The 19,018-nt window shown below is 74.4% G+C and carries 21 protein-coding genes; 10 read left to right on the top strand and 11 right to left on the bottom strand.

Features of this window, described 5'->3' with window-relative positions:
• Positions 1–174: 174 nt before the first annotated feature.
• The 3 genes from ACJOT3_RS18615 to ACJOT3_RS18605 all read left to right on the top strand — a co-directional run bounded on the left by ACJOT3_RS18615 (position 175) and on the right by ACJOT3_RS18605 (position 2,977).
• Complete coding sequence (locus ACJOT3_RS18615; protein ID WP_406974117.1) at positions 175–630, top strand: nitroreductase/quinone reductase family protein; 456 nt, start codon at positions 175–177, stop codon at positions 628–630.
• A 91-nt stretch (positions 631–721) separates the two neighbouring features.
• Positions 722–1,963, top strand: coding sequence for a DUF418 domain-containing protein (locus ACJOT3_RS18610; protein ID WP_406974116.1), 1,242 nt, complete (start codon positions 722–724; stop codon positions 1,961–1,963).
• A 57-nt stretch (positions 1,964–2,020) separates the two neighbouring features.
• Complete coding sequence (locus tag ACJOT3_RS18605) at positions 2,021–2,977, top strand: DUF2207 domain-containing protein (RefSeq protein ID WP_406974115.1); 957 nt, start codon at positions 2,021–2,023, stop codon at positions 2,975–2,977.
• A 26-nt stretch (positions 2,978–3,003) separates the two neighbouring features.
• On the opposite strand, the gene ACJOT3_RS18600 is transcribed toward ACJOT3_RS18605, so the two are convergent.
• From ACJOT3_RS18600 to ACJOT3_RS18590, 3 genes are all read right to left on the bottom strand, one after another.
• Positions 3,004–3,933 (bottom strand): Clp protease N-terminal domain-containing protein, encoded by a 930-nt coding sequence (locus tag ACJOT3_RS18600; protein WP_406974114.1) that lies wholly within the window; start codon positions 3,931–3,933, stop codon positions 3,004–3,006.
• Between the two features lie 2 nt (positions 3,934–3,935).
• The gene (locus ACJOT3_RS18595; RefSeq protein ID WP_406974113.1) at positions 3,936–4,172 is read right to left on the bottom strand and encodes a hypothetical protein; all 237 of its coding nucleotides are present in this window, start codon (positions 4,170–4,172) and stop codon (positions 3,936–3,938) included.
• Positions 4,173–4,277: 105 nt separating this feature from the next.
• Positions 4,278–5,069 (bottom strand): alpha/beta fold hydrolase, encoded by a 792-nt coding sequence (locus ACJOT3_RS18590; protein ID WP_406974112.1) that lies wholly within the window; start codon positions 5,067–5,069, stop codon positions 4,278–4,280.
• Between the two features lie 234 nt (positions 5,070–5,303).
• On the opposite strand from ACJOT3_RS18590, the gene ACJOT3_RS18585 reads away from it, so the two are divergent.
• The gene (locus ACJOT3_RS18585; RefSeq protein WP_406974111.1) at positions 5,304–6,080 is read left to right on the top strand and encodes a GbsR/MarR family transcriptional regulator; all 777 of its coding nucleotides are present in this window, start codon (positions 5,304–5,306) and stop codon (positions 6,078–6,080) included.
• Between the two features lie 72 nt (positions 6,081–6,152).
• On the top strand, positions 6,153–7,361 hold the full coding sequence (locus ACJOT3_RS18580) for an erythromycin esterase family protein (protein WP_406974110.1): 1,209 nt from the start codon (positions 6,153–6,155) through the stop codon (positions 7,359–7,361).
• Positions 7,362–7,393: 32 nt separating this feature from the next.
• Here ACJOT3_RS18580 and ACJOT3_RS18575 read toward each other — a convergent pair whose 3' ends face one another.
• Positions 7,394–8,305 carry an aldo/keto reductase gene (locus ACJOT3_RS18575; protein WP_406974109.1) on the bottom strand — a complete coding sequence of 304 codons (912 nt, stop codon included), beginning with the start codon at positions 8,303–8,305 and terminating at the stop codon, positions 7,394–7,396.
• Positions 8,306–8,658: 353 nt separating this feature from the next.
• Between ACJOT3_RS18575 and ACJOT3_RS18570 the strand changes: the two genes are divergently transcribed.
• Positions 8,659–9,186 (top strand): DUF1062 domain-containing protein, encoded by a 528-nt coding sequence (locus tag ACJOT3_RS18570; protein WP_406974108.1) that lies wholly within the window; start codon positions 8,659–8,661, stop codon positions 9,184–9,186.
• A gap of 218 nt (positions 9,187–9,404) precedes the next feature.
• On the opposite strand, the gene ACJOT3_RS18565 is transcribed toward ACJOT3_RS18570, so the two are convergent.
• From ACJOT3_RS18565 to ACJOT3_RS18555, 3 genes are all read right to left on the bottom strand, one after another.
• Complete coding sequence (locus ACJOT3_RS18565; protein WP_406974107.1) at positions 9,405–10,169, bottom strand: DUF899 family protein; 765 nt, start codon at positions 10,167–10,169, stop codon at positions 9,405–9,407.
• Positions 10,170–10,270: 101 nt separating this feature from the next.
• Positions 10,271–11,098 (bottom strand): phosphotransferase, encoded by an 828-nt coding sequence (locus tag ACJOT3_RS18560; protein ID WP_406974106.1) that lies wholly within the window; start codon positions 11,096–11,098, stop codon positions 10,271–10,273.
• A 22-nt stretch (positions 11,099–11,120) separates the two neighbouring features.
• On the bottom strand, positions 11,121–11,867 hold the full coding sequence (locus ACJOT3_RS18555) for a phosphotransferase family protein (protein ID WP_406974105.1): 747 nt from the start codon (positions 11,865–11,867) through the stop codon (positions 11,121–11,123).
• Positions 11,868–12,136: 269 nt separating this feature from the next.
• Here ACJOT3_RS18555 and ACJOT3_RS18550 point away from each other — a divergent pair, with 269 nt between their 5' ends.
• Entirely contained in the window at positions 12,137–12,463 is a 327-nt protein-coding gene (locus ACJOT3_RS18550; protein WP_406974104.1) for a hypothetical protein, read from the top strand.
• 24 nt (positions 12,464–12,487) lie between these two features.
• On the opposite strand, the gene ACJOT3_RS18545 is transcribed toward ACJOT3_RS18550, so the two are convergent.
• The 3 genes from ACJOT3_RS18545 to ACJOT3_RS18535 all read right to left on the bottom strand — a co-directional run bounded on the left by ACJOT3_RS18545 (position 12,488) and on the right by ACJOT3_RS18535 (position 15,445).
• Positions 12,488–12,877: a VOC family protein gene (locus ACJOT3_RS18545; RefSeq protein WP_406974103.1), complete on the bottom strand. Its 390-nt coding sequence runs from the start codon at positions 12,875–12,877 to the stop codon at positions 12,488–12,490.
• Between the two features lie 306 nt (positions 12,878–13,183).
• On the bottom strand, positions 13,184–14,065 hold the full coding sequence (locus ACJOT3_RS18540) for an alpha/beta fold hydrolase (RefSeq protein ID WP_406974102.1): 882 nt from the start codon (positions 14,063–14,065) through the stop codon (positions 13,184–13,186).
• 201 nt (positions 14,066–14,266) lie between these two features.
• The gene (locus tag ACJOT3_RS18535) at positions 14,267–15,445 is read right to left on the bottom strand and encodes a DUF418 domain-containing protein (protein ID WP_406974101.1); all 1,179 of its coding nucleotides are present in this window, start codon (positions 15,443–15,445) and stop codon (positions 14,267–14,269) included.
• A 316-nt stretch (positions 15,446–15,761) separates the two neighbouring features.
• Here ACJOT3_RS18535 and ACJOT3_RS18530 point away from each other — a divergent pair, with 316 nt between their 5' ends.
• Genes ACJOT3_RS18530 through ACJOT3_RS18520 form a run of 3 tightly spaced genes read left to right on the top strand, consistent with a single transcriptional unit; the run spans position 15,762 to position 17,666 of the window.
• Positions 15,762–16,775: a GntR family transcriptional regulator gene (locus ACJOT3_RS18530; protein ID WP_406974100.1), complete on the top strand. Its 1,014-nt coding sequence runs from the start codon at positions 15,762–15,764 to the stop codon at positions 16,773–16,775.
• 46 nt (positions 16,776–16,821) lie between these two features.
• Positions 16,822–17,091 carry a hypothetical protein gene (locus tag ACJOT3_RS18525; protein WP_406974099.1) on the top strand — a complete coding sequence of 90 codons (270 nt, stop codon included), beginning with the start codon at positions 16,822–16,824 and terminating at the stop codon, positions 17,089–17,091.
• A 5-nt stretch (positions 17,092–17,096) separates the two neighbouring features.
• Positions 17,097–17,666, top strand: a complete 570-nt coding sequence (locus ACJOT3_RS18520; RefSeq protein WP_406974098.1) for a GNAT family N-acetyltransferase — start codon at positions 17,097–17,099, stop codon at positions 17,664–17,666.
• A gap of 126 nt (positions 17,667–17,792) precedes the next feature.
• Here ACJOT3_RS18520 and ACJOT3_RS18515 read toward each other — a convergent pair whose 3' ends face one another.
• The gene (locus tag ACJOT3_RS18515; RefSeq protein WP_406974097.1) at positions 17,793–18,914 is read right to left on the bottom strand and encodes a hypothetical protein; all 1,122 of its coding nucleotides are present in this window, start codon (positions 18,912–18,914) and stop codon (positions 17,793–17,795) included.
• Between the last annotated feature and the right edge of the window lie 104 nt (positions 18,915–19,018).

Genomic DNA, 19,018 nt, shown 5'->3' with positions numbered 1-19,018 from the left:
TGGCCCCGCACACGGCCCGCCGGGTCCTGGCGGGCCTGGCCGCCGCCGCGGCGGGGGACACCGTGTACCTGGAGAACGGCCACCCCGTCCTTTGCTGAGCGCGCCCCACGACCCTGAGGTGTTCCTGAGCCGACCGTGAGTCCGCCCGAACCCCGACCGGGCACCCTCCGGTACATGAACACACCCGCCGAACCCGGCCCCATCGACAGCCCCGACCCCTCGGTCGCCGAACACGTGCGCCGCTACCTCGCCACCGGCGGCGCCAGCGGCTACCTGGAGGGCGGAACGACCAACCTCGTCCTCACCCACCGCGGCCGCACCTCGGGGCGGCTCTACCGCACCGGCCTGTTCTTCGGCACCGACGGGGACTCCCTGGTGCTGGTGGCCTCGGGGGCGGCGATCACCCACACGCACCCGCAGTGGTACCTCAACCTCACCGCCCACCCCGAAGCGGAGGTCCAGGTCCGCGACCGGCGCCTGCGCGTGCGCGCCCGCACCGCCCGGGGCGCCGAGCGCGAACGCCTGTGGGCCATGATGACCGAGCGCGCCCCCGTCTACCGCACCCACTACGAGCCCCGCACCCGCCGCACCATCCCGGTGGTCGTCCTGGACCCGATCACCCCGGCCTGACCGACCCCGGGCCGGGTGTGACGTGGCGTCACGCCGGGCGGTGACGCGGCGGCCCTGACCCGGGGGCGGGCCGGCGGGGGACGGTGGTGCCATGTCCTCCCACACCGAGAACCCACCTCCCGCACCCGGCGCCCCGGCCCCGGCGGGCTCCACCCCGGTCGCCGAACGCGTCCTGGCGCCGGACCTGGCCCGCGGCATGATGCTGCTGCTCATCGCCCTGGCCCACGTGCCCTGGTTCCTCTACGACGCCCCCGGCGGCACCGCCCTGCTGCACCCCACCGAGGGGAACCTCGCCGACCGGGTCGCCCAGGCGCTGACGATCGTCGTCGTGGACGCCCGCACGCACACCATGTTCGCGTTCCTCTTCGCCTACGGCATCGGCCAGATGTACGCCCGCCAGCGGGCGCGCGGCACGAGCGAACAGGAGGCCCGCGCGATCCTGCGCCGCCGCCACCTGTGGCTGCTCGTCTTCGGCGCGGTGCACGCCGCGCTGCTGTGGCAGGGCGACATCCTGGGCACCTACGGCCTGCTCGGCCTGATCATGCTGCCGCTGTTCTTCGGCCGCGGCGACCGCACCCTCAAGGTCTGGGTGGCCGTGCTGCTCGCCCTGGGCGCCGTGTTCGGGGTCCTCGGCCTGCTGGCCTCCCTGGCCGCGGATCCGGCCGCCTCCGCCGCGGTGACCGCCGCCGACGTGCAGCGGCTCAGCATCGCCGAGACCGGCTACCTGGTCTCCGCCGCGATCCGCCTGCCCACCTGGTTCCTGGGCCTGTTCTCCGGGGTGCTCAGCCTGGCCCTGCCCACGGCCTTCCTGCTCGGCCTGCTCGCCGCCCGGCACCGGATCCTGGAGGAGCCCGGCCGCCACCTGCCGCTGCTGCGCCGGGCCGCCTTCTGGGGCATCGCCGCCGGGTGGGCGGTCGGCGCGGTGTTCGCCCTCCAGCACGTGGGCGTCCTGGGCCCGGAGCACATGGGGGCGGTCGCCTCCGCGCACTTCTTCACGGGCATCTTCACCGGGGTGGGCTACGCCGCGCTCTTCGGCCTCATCGCCCACCGCGTCACCGCGCGCGGGACCCGGGACCGCCTGCCGGTCCGGGCGCTGGTGGCGCTGGGCCGCCGCTCCCTGAGCGGCTACCTGGCCCAGTCGCTGGGCTTCATCCCGTTCCTCGCCGCCTGGGGACTGGGCCTGGGCGTGCACCTGTCCAGCTGGTCGGCGGTGCTCGTGGCGGTCACCGTGTGGGCGGCCACCGTGGCGGCGGCGTTCCTGATGGACCGCGCCGGGGTGCGCGGCCCGGCGGAGACCCTGCTGCGCCGGCTCTCCTACCGTTCCGGCAGGTAGCGGCCGCCCGCGCCCCGGCCAGGGAACCGCACGGCCGGGGCGCGCATCGCAGAGGGCATGACCCCCAAGGGACGGGGCGGTCGCCGAACCGCCCGCCTCACCGTCGATGCGGTGATCGCCTACACGCTGTACGCCACCGTCATCGGTGCCCTGGCCCTGGTGGCCGGACTCTTCATCGCCGCCGCCTACCTGCACTTCACCCGACCGGACGGGCCCGACCCGGTGGCCGCCGCCCGGCACGTGGAGGAACTGCGGTCGCAGATCCGCCTGGACGCGGACGGGACCGTCCACGTCACCGAGCACCTCACCTACGACTTCGCGGCCGACGGCTCCCCGGCCGTGCGCCGCCTCCCGCACACCGGCACCATCGCCTCCTCCCCGGTCCGCGACCTGGGCCTGGAGGACGTCCGGGTGACCGACGACGGCGGCGCGGGGCCGGTGGACATCACCCGCGGCGAGGAGTGGGTCGAGGTCACCATCGGCGACCCCGACCACCCGATCACCGGGACCCGCACCTTCACCCTGGAGTACACCTACCGGAACCTCCTGATCCCGGGCGCCCAGGGCAGGCCGCGGCTCTTCTTCGACGTGGTGGGCACCGACTGGTCGATCCTGGTCCGCAACACCACCGCGGAGGTGACGCTCCCGGCCCGGCCCCGCGACGTGTTCTGCTACGCCGGTCCGCGGGGCTCCCACGACCCCTGCACCTCGATCCGCGAGCGCGGGGACACGGTGGAGTTCACCCAGGAGTGGGTCCCGCCGATGCACGCGATGAGCGTCGACATCGCCCTGTCCCCGGGGGATGTCCCGGCGCCCGAGCCCTACCCCGAGACCGAGGAGGCCGGCGGCGGCCCGTCCGCCGGGGCGTGGATCACGCTGGCCATCCTGGTGGGGCTGGGGGTCCTCGTCTTCCGCTCGGAGGGATCCTCCGGCGGGGGCGGCGGCGGGGGAGGAGGGGGCGGCGACTCCTCCGGCGGCGCGGGCGACGGCGGGGGAGGGGGCGGCGGGGACTAGGCCGCCACGCAGGGGCCGGGCCGCCGCTAGGACGCGGCGGCCTGGGCGATGGCCTGGGCGTGCAGGCGCAGCTGCTGGCGGGCGATCCACCGGACCATCCGGTTGGCCAGTCGGCCGCGCAGCGCGTTGGGCCAGCCCAGGCTCAGGTGGAGCCGGGCGCGCCCCTCCAGCGGTTCGATGACGATCTTCAGCGCCCGGGGGGCCGTGCCCTCGCCCTCCTCCCGCGCCCAGGTGACCTCTCGGCCCTCGACACGCCGCGTGATCGACTCCCGGACCGGCGACCCGTGGCGCAGGGCCAGCTCCACGACCCCGCCGCCCAGGTGCCGGGCCGGAGTGCCGGCGGTGTCCCACTCGCCGCGGCGCTCGGGGTCGGAGAGCAGGGCCCACAGCCGCTCGGCGGGCACGGGCACTTCGAGGTCGTAGAGGGTGTTCTCCCACCCCTGTGCCTCGAAGCCGCCCGCCGCGGACGGCCGCGCACCCCCGGCGGGGCACTCGGGAACGTCCAGGTCCAGGTCGTCGGCGTCCACTCCCAGCCGCTCCAGCAGCCGCCGCACCCGGCCGCCGCCGTCGCCGATCAGCGCCGCCAGCAGGGCCCGGTCGCCCCCGGCCGAGGGGCGGTCGTCCACGAGCTCCTGCAGGCGCGGGGCGAGGGGGAGCATCGCCGCCCCCTCCGCGGGGGAGGCCGAGGGGGCGGGCAGGGCGGCGTCGATCCCCAGCAGGGCGAGGTCCTCGGCCAGCAGCGCGTCGATCCCGGCCCGCGCCCCGGCCAGGTCGACCCCGGCGTCCATCAGCAGCCGGGCGCCCGGGCCGCCGTTGACCAGCACCCCCAGCAGCAGGTGCTCGAATCCGACCTCGGGGTGGCCCGCGCGCGCCGCCTCGCGGCTCGCGGCCCCCTGGATCACGGCGCGGTCATAGCCCCTGGCCAGGGCGTTCGGTCGTGTCGACGGTCCCGTCATCGTCAGCCTCTTTCGGTGGTGAGGTGGCGCAGTCGCTTCCCGTACTTCTTGTGGACGGCCTGGCGGGTCACCCCGAGCGCGGCGGCGATGGAGGTCCACGACTCGCCCGCCCGCAGGGCCTGCTCGACCTGGCGCAGCTCCAGGGCGTCGACTAGGGTGCGCAGCGAGGCGACGGCGCGCAGGCCGTCCACGGGGGCGGAGGTGTCCGAGGCGGCGCTCGCCAGTTCCACAGCGTCCATGGTGTCAACCTAGGTTGCTCGCTCCGGAGTTGTCAACCCGGGTTGCGCTACTTTCCGTGACATGGGGGTGCGCGGGGGGCCGGGCCGGCCGGACACCCGTCGCCCTCACCGGGCCCCATGGCCACGGGCGGCGGCCAGGCCGCGCACCGCGTCGGCGACGGCACGGAAGTCCTTGCGCAGGATGTGCGAGTGGTTGCTCGGGACCTTCGCGCTCACCGTGATGTTCGGGTTGGCGGCGAGCACCGGGTCGAGCGCGGCGCGCACCTGCTCCATCTCGCCCTGTTCGGCGCCGAGGTTGTCACCGGTGGCCAGGACGTACCGGACCGGAACACTCACACGTTCCAGCACCGGCGCCATGGCCGCGTGGACCTCGTTGGCCTCGATGTTCACCTCGGCGTGCTCGTCGACGCTCATCTTGGCGGCCAGGCCGAACGGGCGCACCAGCGGCAGCAGCCACCGCATCCGGCGGAACAGGGCCCGGATCCGCTCCCGGCCCTCCTCGCCGGTCAGGCCGTAGGGGATGCCGCCGTCCACGCACACCGCCCCCGGCGTGCGGTCCGGGTTGCGGTCGACCCAGTGGACCGCGACCGCCGCGCCGTAGGACCAGCCGACCACGATCGGCCGGTGCACGCCCCGGGCGGCCAGGACGGCCTCGACGTCGCGGACGCACGCCTCGAAGGAGTGGTCCGCGGAGCGCTCGGAGCCGCCGCGGGCCCGCATGTCGTAGGTGATGTGGCGGTAGGAGTCGCCGAGTTCGGCGATGACGGGGCGCCAGTGCCGCTGTGAGGCGTAGGCGCCGTTGAGGTAGACGACCGCGGGGCCGGTGCCGCCGGTGTCGGTGACGGCCAGGGCGGTGTCGTCGACGGGGACGGTCCCGGTCCATCTCGGGAGGGTCATGGTGGATTCCTTCAGGGGATTGGTGGTGTTTCTGACAATGAAAACGCTACGTTGCGTTCGAGAATACAGCAACGATATTGCTGCATGGAAAGCCTGTAAAAGCAGCTCAAAGCCCTGAAATCATTGCAATGGTCCAGAATTCAACGCAACAATCCTCGGCGTCTCGTTGCAATGGCATGAGGCTGAACGCTAGGGTGGGCCCACCACGGACCACCGACCGCGAAGGAGGCCGCGATGCCCGGGGGCAGGCTCACCCGGCAGGAGCGCCGACGCATCGAACAGGGACTGGCCGACGGCCTCGCCTACGCCGAGATCGCCCGGGGCCTGGACCGCCCGACCTCCACCGTCACCCGCGAGGTCATGCGCAACGGCGGCCCCGCCTCCTACCGCGCCGACCTCGCCCACCTCGCCACCGAGCAGCGCGCCCGCGGCCGCCGGAAGGCCGCCCCCCGCCCCCCGCGAACGGACCACCGGGACCACGGCCGCGACCCCGAGGCCATGCGCGAGTACGAGGAAACGCTCTCCGGCGTCTTCACCCAGCAGGGCCTGCCCCGGATGACCGCCCGGGTCCTGGTCTGCATCTACACCACCGACGCCGGCAGCCTCACCGCGGCCGAACTCGTCCAGCGCCTCCAGGTCAGCCCGGCCTCGGTCTCCAAGGCGGTCGCGTTCCTGGAGGAACAGGGCCTGCTGCGCCGGGAGCGCGACGAACGCCGCCGCGAGCGCTACGTCGTGGACAACGACGTCTGGTACCAGTCGATGCTGGCCAACGCCCGGGCCGAGGCCCACCTCGCCCGGACCGCGCGCCAGGGCGTCCACGTCCTGGGCGCGGGGACCCCGGCGGCCGTGCGGCTGGAGAACATCGCGCGCTTCGTCGAGTTCATCTCCGAGAGCATCGTCCGCGCGGCGGAGCAGGCCCGCGAGGTCCTGTACACACCACCCGCATCCGATACCCCCGACCCGGGCGGCGAAGAGCCGGGCCCCGAGGAACCCGGCCGCTCCCCGGTTTGAGGGTTGCTCCACCTGTCACTGGCGATATCTGCGAAAAGTCTCACCCGAACTTTCAGAGATAGCGTTGAGGGCATGGCCACCGACATCGCGGACACCGCCCGCCCCGTCACCGCGAACGCCGTCCTGGACCTGCTCCCCGCCCGGCCCCGGCTCCTCGCCCTGGGCGAGCCCGCCCACGGCGAGGAGACCCTGCTCGAACTCCGCAACGACCTCTTCCGCGAACTCGTCGAGCAGGCGGGCCACCGCACCATCGCGATCGAGAGCGACTGCCTCAAGGCACAGGCCGTGGACGCCTACGTCACCTCCGGCACGGGCACCCTCGACGACGCCATGGAGCGCGGGTTCGGCCACGGCTGGGGCGCCTTCCCGGGCAACCGCGCCCTGGTGCGCTGGATGCGCGCCCACAACGAGGGGCGGCCCGCCTCCGAACAGGTCCGCTTCGCCGGGTTCGACGGCCCGCTGGAGATCACCGCCGCCGCGAGCCCCCGCCAGGCCCTCATCGCCCTGCACACCTACCTCGCCGCCCGGGTGAACGCCGACCTGCTCCCGTGCACCGCGGACACCCTCGACCGCCTGCTCGGCGAGGACGGACAGTGGACCGAACCCGAAGCCATGCCCGACCCGATCCGGTCGGTGGGACGCTCCGCCCAGGCCGACCGGCTGCGGCTGCTCGCCGACGACCTGGTGGAACTGCTCGACGAGCAGACCCCGCACCTGATCGCGGCCTCCTCCCGCCAGGACTGGGACCGGGCCCGCCTGCACGGGCGCACCGCCACCGGCCTGCTGCGCTACCACCACTGGATGGCCGACACCTCGCCTGGGCGCATGGCCCGGCTGCTGGGCGTGCGCGACACCATGATGGCCGCGAACCTGCTCGCCCTGGCCGAACACGGCCCGGTGCTGGCGAGCGGCCACAACGGCCACTTCCAGCGGCACGAGGGCACCATGGCCCTGTGGCAGGGGCCGGTGCGCTGGTGGAGCGCGGGCGCACAGGTGAGCGCACACCTGGGGGAGGGGTACGCGTTCCTGGCCACCGCCGTCGGCACCCTCCGCCACCGGGGGGTGGACGCCCCGGCCCCGGACACCGTGGAGGGGATGCTGTACGCGCTCCCGGGGGACCGCCGCCTCGTCGACCCCGCCGCCCTGACCGCAGCCCTGGCCGGGACGGAACCCGCCGCCCGGGTCTCCCCGTGGTTCGGCTACTCCCCGCTGGACCCGGACCACCTGTCCGGCACCGACGCCCTCCTCTTCGTCAGGGACGCCGCACGGCACCGGCCCTGAGGCCCGGATCCTCCTCTACCGGCCGGGCGCGCTCACCCCGCCGGAGCCGTCCCGGCGGAGCGGTCGAGAAGGGCCAGCGCCTCCTCGTCCAGGCGAAGGGCGCCGGCGGCGATGTTCTCGGTGAGATGGGCCGGGTCGGCGGTGCCGGGGATGGCCAGCACGTGAGGTCCCCGGTGCAGGGTCCAGGCGAGCCGCACCTGGGCGGGCGTCGCCCCGTGGGTGCGGGCGACCTCGTGGACGCGCGCGTCCTGCTCCCGGGCCGCGGCCGCCTCGCGCCGCAGGCCGGAGATGGCGAAGAACGGGACGAAGGCGATGCCCCGCTCCCGGCACAGGTCCACCAGCCCGTTCCCGTCGTCGCGACGCCGGTCCAGGCCGTAGGAGTTCTGCACGCAGACCACGGGCGCGATCTCCAGGGCTTCGGCGACGTGGTCGGGGCCGACGGCCGAGAGCCCGAGATGCCGGATCAGCCCCTCCCGGCGCAGCTCGGCGAGGGCACCGAAGTGATCGGCGATCGAGGCGGTCCCCGAACCCGCCCAGCGCAGGTTCACCACGTCCAGGTGATCACGGCCGAGCTGGCGCAGGTTCTCCTCGACTTGGCCGCGCAACTGCTCGGGACGGGCCGGGGGGAGCCACGCCCCCGAGGAGTCGCGTGCCGGTCCGACCTTGGTCGCCACGACGACATCGTCATAGCGGGAGGAGAGCGCGAGGTTGATGAGTTCGTTCGCCGACCGCAGCGGCGAGAAGTAGAAGGCGGCCGTGTCGAAGTGGTCGACGCCCTGGTCGAACGCGCCGCGGAGCAGCCGGACGGCGGCCGCGCGGTCGATCGGTGCGCCGTCGGAGTTCCCCCTCATGCCGTTGCCGGTCAACCGCATCGCACCGTAGCCGACGCGGTTCACCTCCAGGTCGCCGAGTCTCCAGGTCCCCGCTGTCGTCGCCGTGCCCATCGTGCTCCTTCGTCGGTCGATCAGATCTTGGAGTATGAGGCGGCGGCGGGGCCCGGGAACAGGTCGGCGGACCGGGTGAAATGCCATATCGGTAAGGGGAACCGGCCGTTGCCGCGCAGTCGTTGAACCTACCGAGGACGTTCGAATAAACGGGTTGCCCCGGCGGGCGGCGACCCCCTAGCGTGTTCGTGCCCCGGCCGCCTACGTGAGGACAACGCGCGCATGACGCCCCCCGCTCTCTGACTCTGACGCTTTCTCCGCGCATCGGTCGCCGACGGACACCGTCGGCTCTCTTTCCCGTGCACTTCGTCAGGTCTTAAGAGAGACTGGGTTTGTCCTCACATTCTTATTCCGTGCTGCCCTGGGCCGTGCGGCGCACCCGCCTGCCCCTGCTCGTCCTCACCTGCGTGGACTGCGCCTGCGAGCGCGCCACCACCAAGGACGGCCGGTTCCGCGTCAACGCCAACGGCAAGCTGCTCCACGTCTGGCTGCTGGTCAACTGCGTCGGGTGCGACCGGACCAACAAGCTCACCGTCCATGACCGTGTCCCGGTCCGTTCACTGCCCGCCGACCTGCTCGCCGGGTACACCGCCAACTCGATGGACCTCGTGGCGGAGGTCCTGCTCGACCCGTCGACCGCCCACCGCAACCGGTTCGCGCTCGACTGGGAGGACTGCTGGGAGCTGGAGGCGCCCGCGGCCCCCGAGGGGCCGTGGCCCGTCCAGGTCGACGTCGCCTTCGAGGACCCCGTTCCGGTCCGCCCCGAACGGCTGATCGCCCAGGCCCTGGGCATCAGCCGCAGCGAGGTCGCCCGCCGCGTCAAGGCGGACTTCCCGCTCAAGCGCAGGACCAGGCAGGACTTCTCCTTCCTCCTGCTGTGACCCCGTGACCCGTTCCCGGACCGGCCACCCGGGCCGGTCCGGGCGGGCCTGCCCGCGGGCGCGGACGTGCGCCTCACCGGCCGGCGGATCGGCACCTCCGCGCACGGTCGCCCGTTCCCGCCCCCTGCCTGCTCGCCACGGGCGGGGCGCGGCTCGTGCCCCCGGCTCCCCGATAGGACCGGGACGGCCGGGAGAGCGGGGGTGGCCGGGGCCGGTGGCTACAGCCGGGTCGCGCCGGGGCGGGTCCACTGCGGGGTGGGGCGGCCGGTCCGGCCCCAGGTGGCGTTGCCGTCGGCGTCCGTGCGCCAGTGCCAGCAGGAGTCGCCCCCCTCGGGCCAGCCCTCGGGTTTGTCCTCCCACCTCTCGCCGCGGCCGTAGGGCGTCATGTCGAGCAGGCCCATGGCCACGTTCACCCGCTCGCAGCCGCGGCCGGTGGTGTCGTAGGTGAGGAACGTGCGCTCGCCCTCGCGCAGGTAGCAGGTGATGAAGCCCATGTCGCCGCCGACCGGCTCGGGCAGGCCGCGCACCGAGTACCAGGGCTGGGTGTAGCCCATGAACTCCACGAAGGGCGCCACCTCCTCCCAGCTCCCCTCGGTCAGGATCGCGAAGGAGACGCCGCGGGCGTTGAGGTAGGAGGAGTCCCGCAGGTGCCAGGCCGCGGTGGTGCAGCCGAAGCACTGGCCCTGGTGGGGGGCACCGTCGTGCCACATGTGCTTGTACACCACGAGTTCGTCGCGGCCCTGGAACAGGTCCAGGAACGGGACGGGTCCGCCGGCGCCCACGACCTCGGCGGTGCCGTCGAACTCCACCATGGGCAGGCGGCGGCGGGCGGCGGCGATGGCGTCGCCCTCGCGGGTGTGGGCCTTCTCGCGGATGAGGAGCTCGGCGCGGACGGCGTCCCAGGTGGCCAGGTCGACGATGGGCGGGCGGCCGGGCAGCGGGGTGGTGTCGGTGGCGGTCGTGCCGTCGGGGGCGGGCGTCATGGTGTCCTCCGGGTGTCTGCGTACCGGGACGGTCACCACGACAGACCCGGGCCCGGGCCGGAACTCATCGCGGGGGAGGAGAAAAGGTCGGCGGGCACCGGTCAGGCGAGGGCCGCCCGGAGCCGCCCGAGCCCCTCCGTGCCCATGCGGAGCCCGCCGGGGAACCGGTCGTCCCGGTCCCAGCGCCAGGTGGTGACCATCGCCAGCACGAGGGTCCGGCAGGCGCGCAGCAGGTCGTGGTCGATGCCCGGGTAGTGCGCGGCGACCTCGTCGGGGGCGTGGGCGAGGTCGAACTCGACGGGGCCGCGGCAGCACGTCTCCAGGTCGATGAACAGCGGGCCGTCCCGCGTGGCGAGCAGGTTGCCCGGGTGCGGCTCGCCGTGCAGCAGCTGTTCGGCGGTGCCGCGCTCGCCGACCACCCGTTTCAGGTCGCCCAGGGTGGCGCCGAGCAGTTCCCGGTCCGCGTCGGCGAGTGCCGGGGTGCGGTCGCGGTCCGCCACGAGTTCTCGGGCCTCCCCGACCCGGTCGGTGAACCGCGGGGTGGGGACGTCGAGCCCGCGCATGCCGGCGTGCAGCCGCTGAAGGGCGCGGGCGTAGTCGGCCGGCGGGAGGGCGTGGGAGTCCGCCGGGGCGTGGTGGGTCCACAGGGTGACCGTGAAGCCGTCGCGCTCGTACACGCGCGGCTCCACCCGGGGGTCGAGGGCGGCGACGGGGCACCCGGCCGCGGTGAGCCGCTGGGCGAGGTCCACCTCGAACCCGGCGACCTGTTCGGCCACCGGTGCCACCCGGGCCACGGCGTCGCAGGGCAGCAGCCGCAGGGTGAGCTTGTTCGAGTCGTGGAGGACGACCGCGTCCTCCACCGCCAGGCCGAGCGATGCGGCGATCGCCCCGGCCGCGGCCACCGCCCGTGAGGACTCCGCCGCCCGCATCCCGTCCGTCCCTTCCTCGAATTCACATCCGTGCTTTGAGCACGTCGATCTCACAGCCCGGTTCCGCCGGGTCGAAGCCGTGCTCGGTCAGCCAGCGGATCGCCAGCAGGCTGCGCAGGGACCACCACGCGCGGATGAGGTCGGCGTCGGCGTCGGCGCCGTAACCGGCCAGGACGTCGCCGAGGCGCTCCTCGTGGCCGAAGGTCAAGATGGCGAGGTCGAACAGGGCGTCGCCCCGGCCCGCCTCGGTCCAGTCGATGATCCCGGTGACCTCGTCGCCGTCGACGAACACGTGGGCGAGCTGTAGGTCGCCGTGGACGAACACCGGGGTCCACGGGCGCAGCGCGTCCTCGGCGATCCGGCGGTTGCGCGCGACCAGGTCGGCGGGGAGCACGTCGTTGGCGAGGAGCCAGGCGCATTCGCGGTCCAGGTCGGACGCGAGCCTGTCCGGGCTCTTGCCGGGCCAGGGCGGCAGCGGCGCGTCGTGGAGCCTGCGCACGGCGGCGCCGGCCGCGGCCCACGCCGAGGGCGGCGCGGTCGCCGGGTCGCCGAGGCGGCCCAGGGGCTTTCCGGGGAGGGCGGCGAGCGCCAGTGCGGGGGGCTCGCGCCACAGGACCCGCGGGGTCGGGACCGGTGCGAGGGCCATCGCCTCGACCTCGACGTCGGTGCGCGCCTGGTCGCCGTCGATCTTCAGGAACACGTCGCCGACGCGCAGCGTCGCGCAGTCCTGGTGGGCGACGACGACCTTGACCTTTTCCACGTCTTCCACGTCGGGCATCCTCGCAGGATCCCCCCGGGCGCCGCCACGGGTTTTCGGCGGGCGGCGCCCGGGGCGCCCGGTCCCGCGTGCGCTGCTCCCCGGCGCCCGCCCAACTGTTCGCGGTACCGACCGCCGACGATCGCACGTGGTCGGCGATGCCGTCGCACACCCGTCGGTCGGCCGGAGTTCTCCGCGGGGGAGGGGGCGATCACCCTTCACACCCTCACCCGGTGACCGCATACCCTTGCCCCACGACCCCCTGAACAGGAGAGGCCCCCGTGACGGAGACGGATGGACGCCGCCTTCCCCGCGTCCGCATTTCCACCCCCGCCCGGTGGTACCTCGGCCTGGGCGCGGCCCTTCTCCTCCTCGTCGGCGCCTTCGTGGCCTACGACCGGCACCAGTACACCTCCGGCCGCGCCTACGGGGAACGGCAGCCCGTCCTCGAAGTCCACGTCTTCGACGGTGCACACCCCGGCGGAGACGTCTCCTCCCACGCCGACCTCGCCGAACAGGAATGCGTCGAACACGGCGCCGCCGACGGCCGGAACGCCGCCGCCCCCCGCTGGGTCCAGGGCTGCGTCGACGCCGTTCTCCGCCGCTGAGCCGCCGTCGCCCTCATCCGCTCCCTAGGGGTGGCGCCCCGCCAGGACACAGAACTCGTTGCCCTCCGGGTCGGCCAGCACCACCCAGCTGTCGCCCTCGCCCTGGCCGACGTCGACGCGCCGGGCGCCCAGCCCCAGCAGCCGGTCGACCTCTTCCCCCTGTTCCCGGTCGGTCGGGTTGACGTCGATGTGCAGCCGGTTCTTGACGACCTTGCCCTCCGGCACCCGCGCGAACGTCAACGTCGGCGGCACCGGCCCGCGCCGCTCCCCGCCCTCGGGGGCCTCGGGCGGGCCGATGGCCACGAACCCGTCCTCCTCGCCCTGCACCTCGTAGCCCAGGACCTCGCACCAGAAACGGGCGAGCCCCGCCGGATCGGCGCAGTCGAACGCGAGCTCGGTGAACTTACTGGCCATGTCGGCATCTCCCTCTGTGGTACCGGTGTTCCCGCCCCCACCCTGCCGAAGAAGGGCACGGCCACGCCATTCATTTGCCGCCCGTCGCCCCCGGTACGTTCTCCACCGTGGCCTCGACGAGAACCCGGGGCCCGCACCGATGACCGACGGAGCCCACCCGAGAGATCGCGCCGCCGCCCTCCGAGGCCCGCGAGCACGAGTCGTGGATCTCCCTGGACGGCGGTTCCGACGGGCTCGACGGGTGGGCCGGGTCGCCGTCGGTCGTCCCCCGTGGTCGGCCGACGGCGCCCCCGCCCGTTCCCCGCCTCAGGCCGGGGCAGGTTCCACCCTGCGGCCCAGGAAGTCCCGGATGTGGTCGACCACGGTGTCCAGGTGGCTTTCGAGCAGGAAGTGGCCGCCTCCCTGCACCAGGTGGATCTCGGCGTCCGGCAGGTCCCGCGCGAAGGCGCGCGCGCCGTCGGGGCCGAAGATGAGGTCTTCGGCCCCCCAGACGGCCAGCAGCGGGACGCCGCTCTTGCGGAAGTACTCGTGCACCCGCGGGTACAGCGGCCGGTTGGTGGCGTAGTCGCGGACGAGCGCGAGCTGGGCGAGGTCGTTGCCGGGGCGGTTGACGTCGCGGTGGTCGAACGTCCAGGTGTCGGGGTCGACCAGTTCGGGGCGGTCCACCCCGTGCAGGTACTGCCAGCGGATGGCGTCCAGGTCCAGGGCGGTGCGCGCCGCCGCTTCCGTCCCGGGCCCGGGGTCCTGGGCGTAGGCCCACACCGGTGCCCAGAACTCCGGGACGAAGCCGTCCTCGTAGGCGTTGCCGTTCTGGGTGATCACGGCGGTGATCGCCGCCGGGTCGCGCAGGGCGAGCCGCCATCCGATGGGTGCGCCGTAGTCCTGCACGTAGATGGCGTAGCGGTCGACGCCGAGCTGGGTCAGGAGCTCCTCGGTGATGTCGGTGAGCGCGTCGAAGGTGTACGTGAACGTGTCGGCGGGCGGGGTGTCGGAGTGGCCGAAGCCGAGGTGGTCGGGGGCGATGACGCGGAACCGGTCGGCGAGCCGCGGGATGAGGTGGCGGAACATGCGCGAGCCGGTGGGGAAGCCGTGCAGGAGCACCAGTGTCGGCGCGTCCTGTGGGCCCGCCTCCCGGTAGAAGACGCGGTGCCCCCGCACGGTGGCGTATCGGTGGTGGACCTCGACCATGGTCAACCCTCTCAATCGATTTCAACGGTTACTCGTGCCACCAGTGGACCTGATCAGGGCTAACCTGTCAAATGATCTAAGAGGGTTATAGGATTGGCCGGGCCACCGCCGGCCGCCGCGTCGGGTGGGCCGACCGTTGACGCCCGGCCGGACTTCACCGCCGGCCGCACCCCGACCCGGGCCGGGGCGGGGCGCCGCCGGTCAACGCGGGCGGCCGTAGGTGAGGCGGCGCAGGGCCACCTCCGCCGGGCCGCGCAGGCCGCGGCGCCGCATGAAGTCAGCGGCCACCGCGCTGGACGCCCACACCGCCACCGCGATGCCCGCGCCCACCGGCGGCGACACCGCCAGGTGCAGCGTGTAGGAGGCGAACAGCACCGTCCACACCACCGACTGCGCCAGGTAGAACGTCATCGACCGCTGTCCCAGCGCCGCCAGCGCGGTGACCGCCGGCCCCCGCCGGTCGGCCGCCCGCACGGCGACCAGGGCGATGAGCGCCGCGTACCCGAGCCCGCCCGCGTAACCGGTGAGCTGGTGCGCGCCGACCGACAGCAGCGCCTGCACACCCGTGGGGTCCGTCCACACCCCCGCCTTGGCCAGGGCCGTGGGCAGGCCGCCCAGCGCGGCCAGCGGGATCCCGGCGAGCGCGGCCGTCCGCAGCAGCCCGAGGTGGCGCTGCGGCTCCTCCAGCACCCGGTGCCGGGCGGCGAGCACGCCCACCGCGAAGGGCACCACGGTGTTCGCGAACATGATCACCGCCATGAACGGGAAGACGGTGAGGCGGTGGACCAGCTCGTTCAGCACCCCCGGGTCCACGGGCGGGAGGTAGCTCGCCCCGGAGGTGAACCGGGAGTACCCCTCCAGCGCGCTCATGACCACCGGCAGCGGCAGCCACAGCACCGCCAGCGCCGCCAGGGAGCGGTCCCGCCAGTGCAGCACCCCGGCGAAGACCAGCGCGATCAGCCCGTAGACGGCCAGGATGTCGCCGAGGAAGAGCAGCGCCGCGTGCACGACGCCGAACAGGACCAGCCACCGCCCGCGGCGGCGCACCAGGGAGCGGATCCGGGGCCAGGGCAGGCCCCGGGCGGTGCGGCGCGCGTAGATCTGCGCCAGGCCGTAGCCGAACAGCGCGGCGAACATCGGGTACCCGCGGAAGTCGACGAACATGACCGTCGCCGCCGTGACGACCTGGTCGGCCAGGGTGTCGCGGGCGCTGTTCTCTCCGCTCACGAACAGGCTGAAGATGTGCACGTGCGCCAGCGCGATGACCAGGAGCATCACGCCCCGGGCCAGGTCCGGGGCCAGCAGGCGGCGCGCGGCCGGAACGGGCCCCGCCCGCTCGCCCGCGCCGGGGGCGGCGGTGTGGACGGGTGCTTCGGCCATGGCGGTCTCCTGGAGGGTCGGGCGCCGACCGGCGCCGAGGGTGTAGAGACGATGTACGCACCCGGATCCGCTTGCGGGTATCCGTGGTTCGCACACCTGGTGCGTACACTATAAACACATATCGACCGCACCCGAAAACCCCGGTAATACAAAGGATTCTCGCGAAAAGAGCACTAGTGCACTGCAAGTGCGCTAGTGCTCCTGGCGCCATCGGCCGCCGAGCAGCACCGGGACGCCGCCGACGGTGCACTAGTACACTCCTCCCGAGGTCCGGAAACTCTTCCGGAGGACCCGACCGAGGAACCGAGGAGCCGCCATGACCGAGCCCCCGCAGCGAGCCCTCTCGCCCTACGAACGGGTCGTCGCCGACATCCGCGCGCGCATCGCCTCCGGTTCGCTCGCCCCCGGCGACCGGGTCCCCTCCACCCGGGACATCACCCGCGAGTGGGGCGTGGCCATGGCCACCGCCACCAAGGCGCTCGCCGAACTGCGCCGCCAGGGGCTGGTGGAGGCGGTGCGCGGCGTCGGCACCGTGGTCCGCGACATCACCGCCCCCGCTCCACCGGCGACCCCCGCCGCCTCCGACACCCCGCCCACCCCCACCCCCACCCCCGCCCCCGCCCCCCGGCCCCGGGAGCCGCGAACGCGGCGCCCCGCCACCCGCCGTCGCACCCCGGACTCCGCGCTCACCCGGGAGGCCGTCGTCGACACCGCGATCGCCGTCGCCGACGCCGAGGGCGTCCAGGCCCTGTCCATGCGCCGGGTCGCCACCGACCTGGGGGTGAGCACCATGGCGCTGTACCGCCACGTCGCGAGCAAGAAGCAACTCGTGGCGCTGATGATCGACCGCGTCTACGGGGAACTCGACCTGCCCGACCCGGCCCCCGAACCCTGGCGCGCCGCCCTGGAGCTGTACGCGTCCCGGGAGTGGGCGCTCTACCGCAACCACCCGTGGGCGGTGTCGCTGACCACCGTGGGCGGGCCGGTCTTCGCCCCGGGGGTCATGGCCACCACCGAGTGGATCATGCGGGTGCTCGTCGCCCAGGGGCGCTCCCCGGACGCCGCCCTGGAGGTCATCACCCTGCTGTCCGCCTACACCTCCGGCATGGCGCTCCAGGCCACCCAGGCCGTGGTCGAGGAGGACGAGCTCGGCGTGGGCGTCGAGGACTGGTGGAGGTCCCGGGTCCCCGAGCTCCTCGAATACGGCGCCGCCGGCGACTACCCGCTCATCTACGGCGTCTCCGGTCCGGCCCACGTCGACGGCATCTTCGACCAGGGTTTGGAACGCCTCCTGGACGGCCTGGCCCCGCTGATCGAACACGGCCGCTGACCCGCCACGGCGCCGCCGTGTCGGCCCGGGGCGCTAGCGTTCCCGCATGAGCTACTCGCTGGCGGCCTACGTGGTCGACCTCGACGTCCTGCACGGCTCCGTGGCCTCCGAGGACGACGAGCCGCGCCGCATGATCGAAGCCCGGTTCGAACGGCGGCCGGACGGCTTCTTCCACATCGGCGGCGCGGAGGCCGTCGCCGCCGACGCGGACAAGGCCGCGCCCGACCCCCACGTCCGGGAGGCCGTCGAGTCCTGCATGGAGTGGTGCCGGGCCGCCGACGAGGCCTGGCACGGCGTGGCGGGCTTCTTCAGTTGACCCCTGTGCGTCGCCCCCGGATCCCGCCGCCGCCCCCGCCCGGGCCTGCGCCCTTCCTGCTGCGCCCCTGGCGGGAGGCCGACCTGCCCCTGGTCCTGGAGGGGGCCGCCGACCCCTACACCGTCGCCGTCACCACACTCCCCGACCCCTGCGACGAGGCCGCCGCCCGCCGCTACATCGAGAACCGGGCGCTGGTGCTCTCCCGCGGCGTCGGCGTCCCCCTGGTGATCGCCGACGCCCGCACCGGGCAGGGGGTCGGCGGCCTCGCCCTGTCGCTGCGCGATGCCGCCGAGGGCCGTGCCGGCCTGGGCTACTGGGTGGCGCCCGCCCACCGCAGGCGCGGCGCCGCCGCCCACGCCCTGCGCCTGGCCGCCTCCTGGGCGCACGACGGGCTGGGGGTGCCCCGGCTGGAGCTGGCGATCGAGCCGTGGAACACCGGCTCCCTGCGGGTGGCCGAGCACGCCGGGTTCCGCCGCGAGGGCCTCATGCGCCGGTGGCAGGAGATCGCCGGCGAGCGCCGCGACCTGTACCTGTACGCCCGCCTGGCCGCCGACCCCCGCCCCGCCGCCCCCTGACGGTCAGCCCCGCCCGGCCCCCGCCAGATGGGTGCGACCCCCGCCGCCGCCCTCCGGCTCGGGACGGTGCGCACCGCAAGCGGCCCCGGACCCCCTCGCCGGGGGCCGGGGCCGCGCGGCCGGGGCTCAGGCGGCGGCGCGCAGGTCGCGCGGTGCGACCTCGGGCAGGCCGCGCCCGCAGGACTCGCACTCGGCGCGGCGGCGCACCGCGTAGGCCGCCACCGCCACGGCCAGCGCCACGCCCCACACCGCCATCGACATGAACACCGCGGTGTGCAGCATCGACGCGCTCGTCATCCCCGCCTGGTCCAGGGCGAACTGCACGATGATGCTGCGCCCCATGGCGACCAGCGCGACCGCGACCGCGGTCGCCGGGACCACCGCCAGCGCCACCGGCACCCGGCGGCCCGCCAGGCCGACCGTCCAGAACGGGAACCGCACACCCCAGCGCTGCACCAACCCCAGCATCAGCACGGCGCCGACCACGCCCGCCGAGCCCAGGCCGACCCCGATGAACAGGGTCCCCGGCTCGGCCCGCAGCTGCTCGGCGAAGCCCTCGCCCATGCCCGGGGTGACGCCGAACAGCCACGGGAACCGCAGCGCCGGATACAGCAGCGCGCTCAGGCAGGCGACCCATACGGCGGCCCGCCCCACACGCAGCGCCCGCACCCGGGTCGCCCGCTCCGTGTCCGGGGTCCAGCCGTGGGCGCGCCCGCAGTCGGGGCAGGCGCCGCGCCCGGCCCGCAGGGCCGACAGCCCCGCCACGGCCCACAGCGCCGCACCCGCGGTGAAGAAGAACAGGCCCAGGGACTCCGGCTCCACGACCTGGGACACCCACATCCCGGCCAGGCCGGGCACGAACCAGCCCGCCACCGGCATGATCATCGTGTACCCCAGGAAGGCCAGCAGGCTGCCGGTGACGAACAGCACCACCGCGGCCGCCGACAGTCCCCAGGCGGTGTAGGCCACCGCCCGGCCGCCGCGGCCCGGGCGCATCATCAGCAGGGCGGTCGCGGTGCCCGCGACCCCCAGGGCCAGGGTGATCCAGGCGGCCGCGCCGGTGCCCCAGCGCCCGTACAGGGACCCGAACCCGTCACCGTCCGGGACCCCCGGCGGCAGCAGGCCGGCGGCCCAGCCCAGGCCCAGGGCGACGGCCAGGGCCGACCAGGCCAGCACGGCCCAGGTGATCGGCGCGGGCCGCACGGCGGGTGCGGTCGGGGGAGTGGCGGGGGGTGCCGAGGTGTTCACGGCGGGCTCCTCACAGGCTGTCGGTGTCTTCTTCCTCCAGCCTGTCGGCGCGCGCCCGCCCGCACCTCACCTGGGCGGGGGAGGTGCCTCCCCCGCCCGGGGGA

The organism is Nocardiopsis protaetiae (genome assembly GCF_045446735.1).
In the GTDB taxonomy this organism is placed as follows: Bacteria; Actinomycetota; Actinomycetes; order Streptosporangiales; family Streptosporangiaceae; genus Nocardiopsis; species Nocardiopsis protaetiae.
Note: the sequence above shows the minus strand (reverse complement) of the source record. Positions and strands in the feature narration are given on the sequence as shown.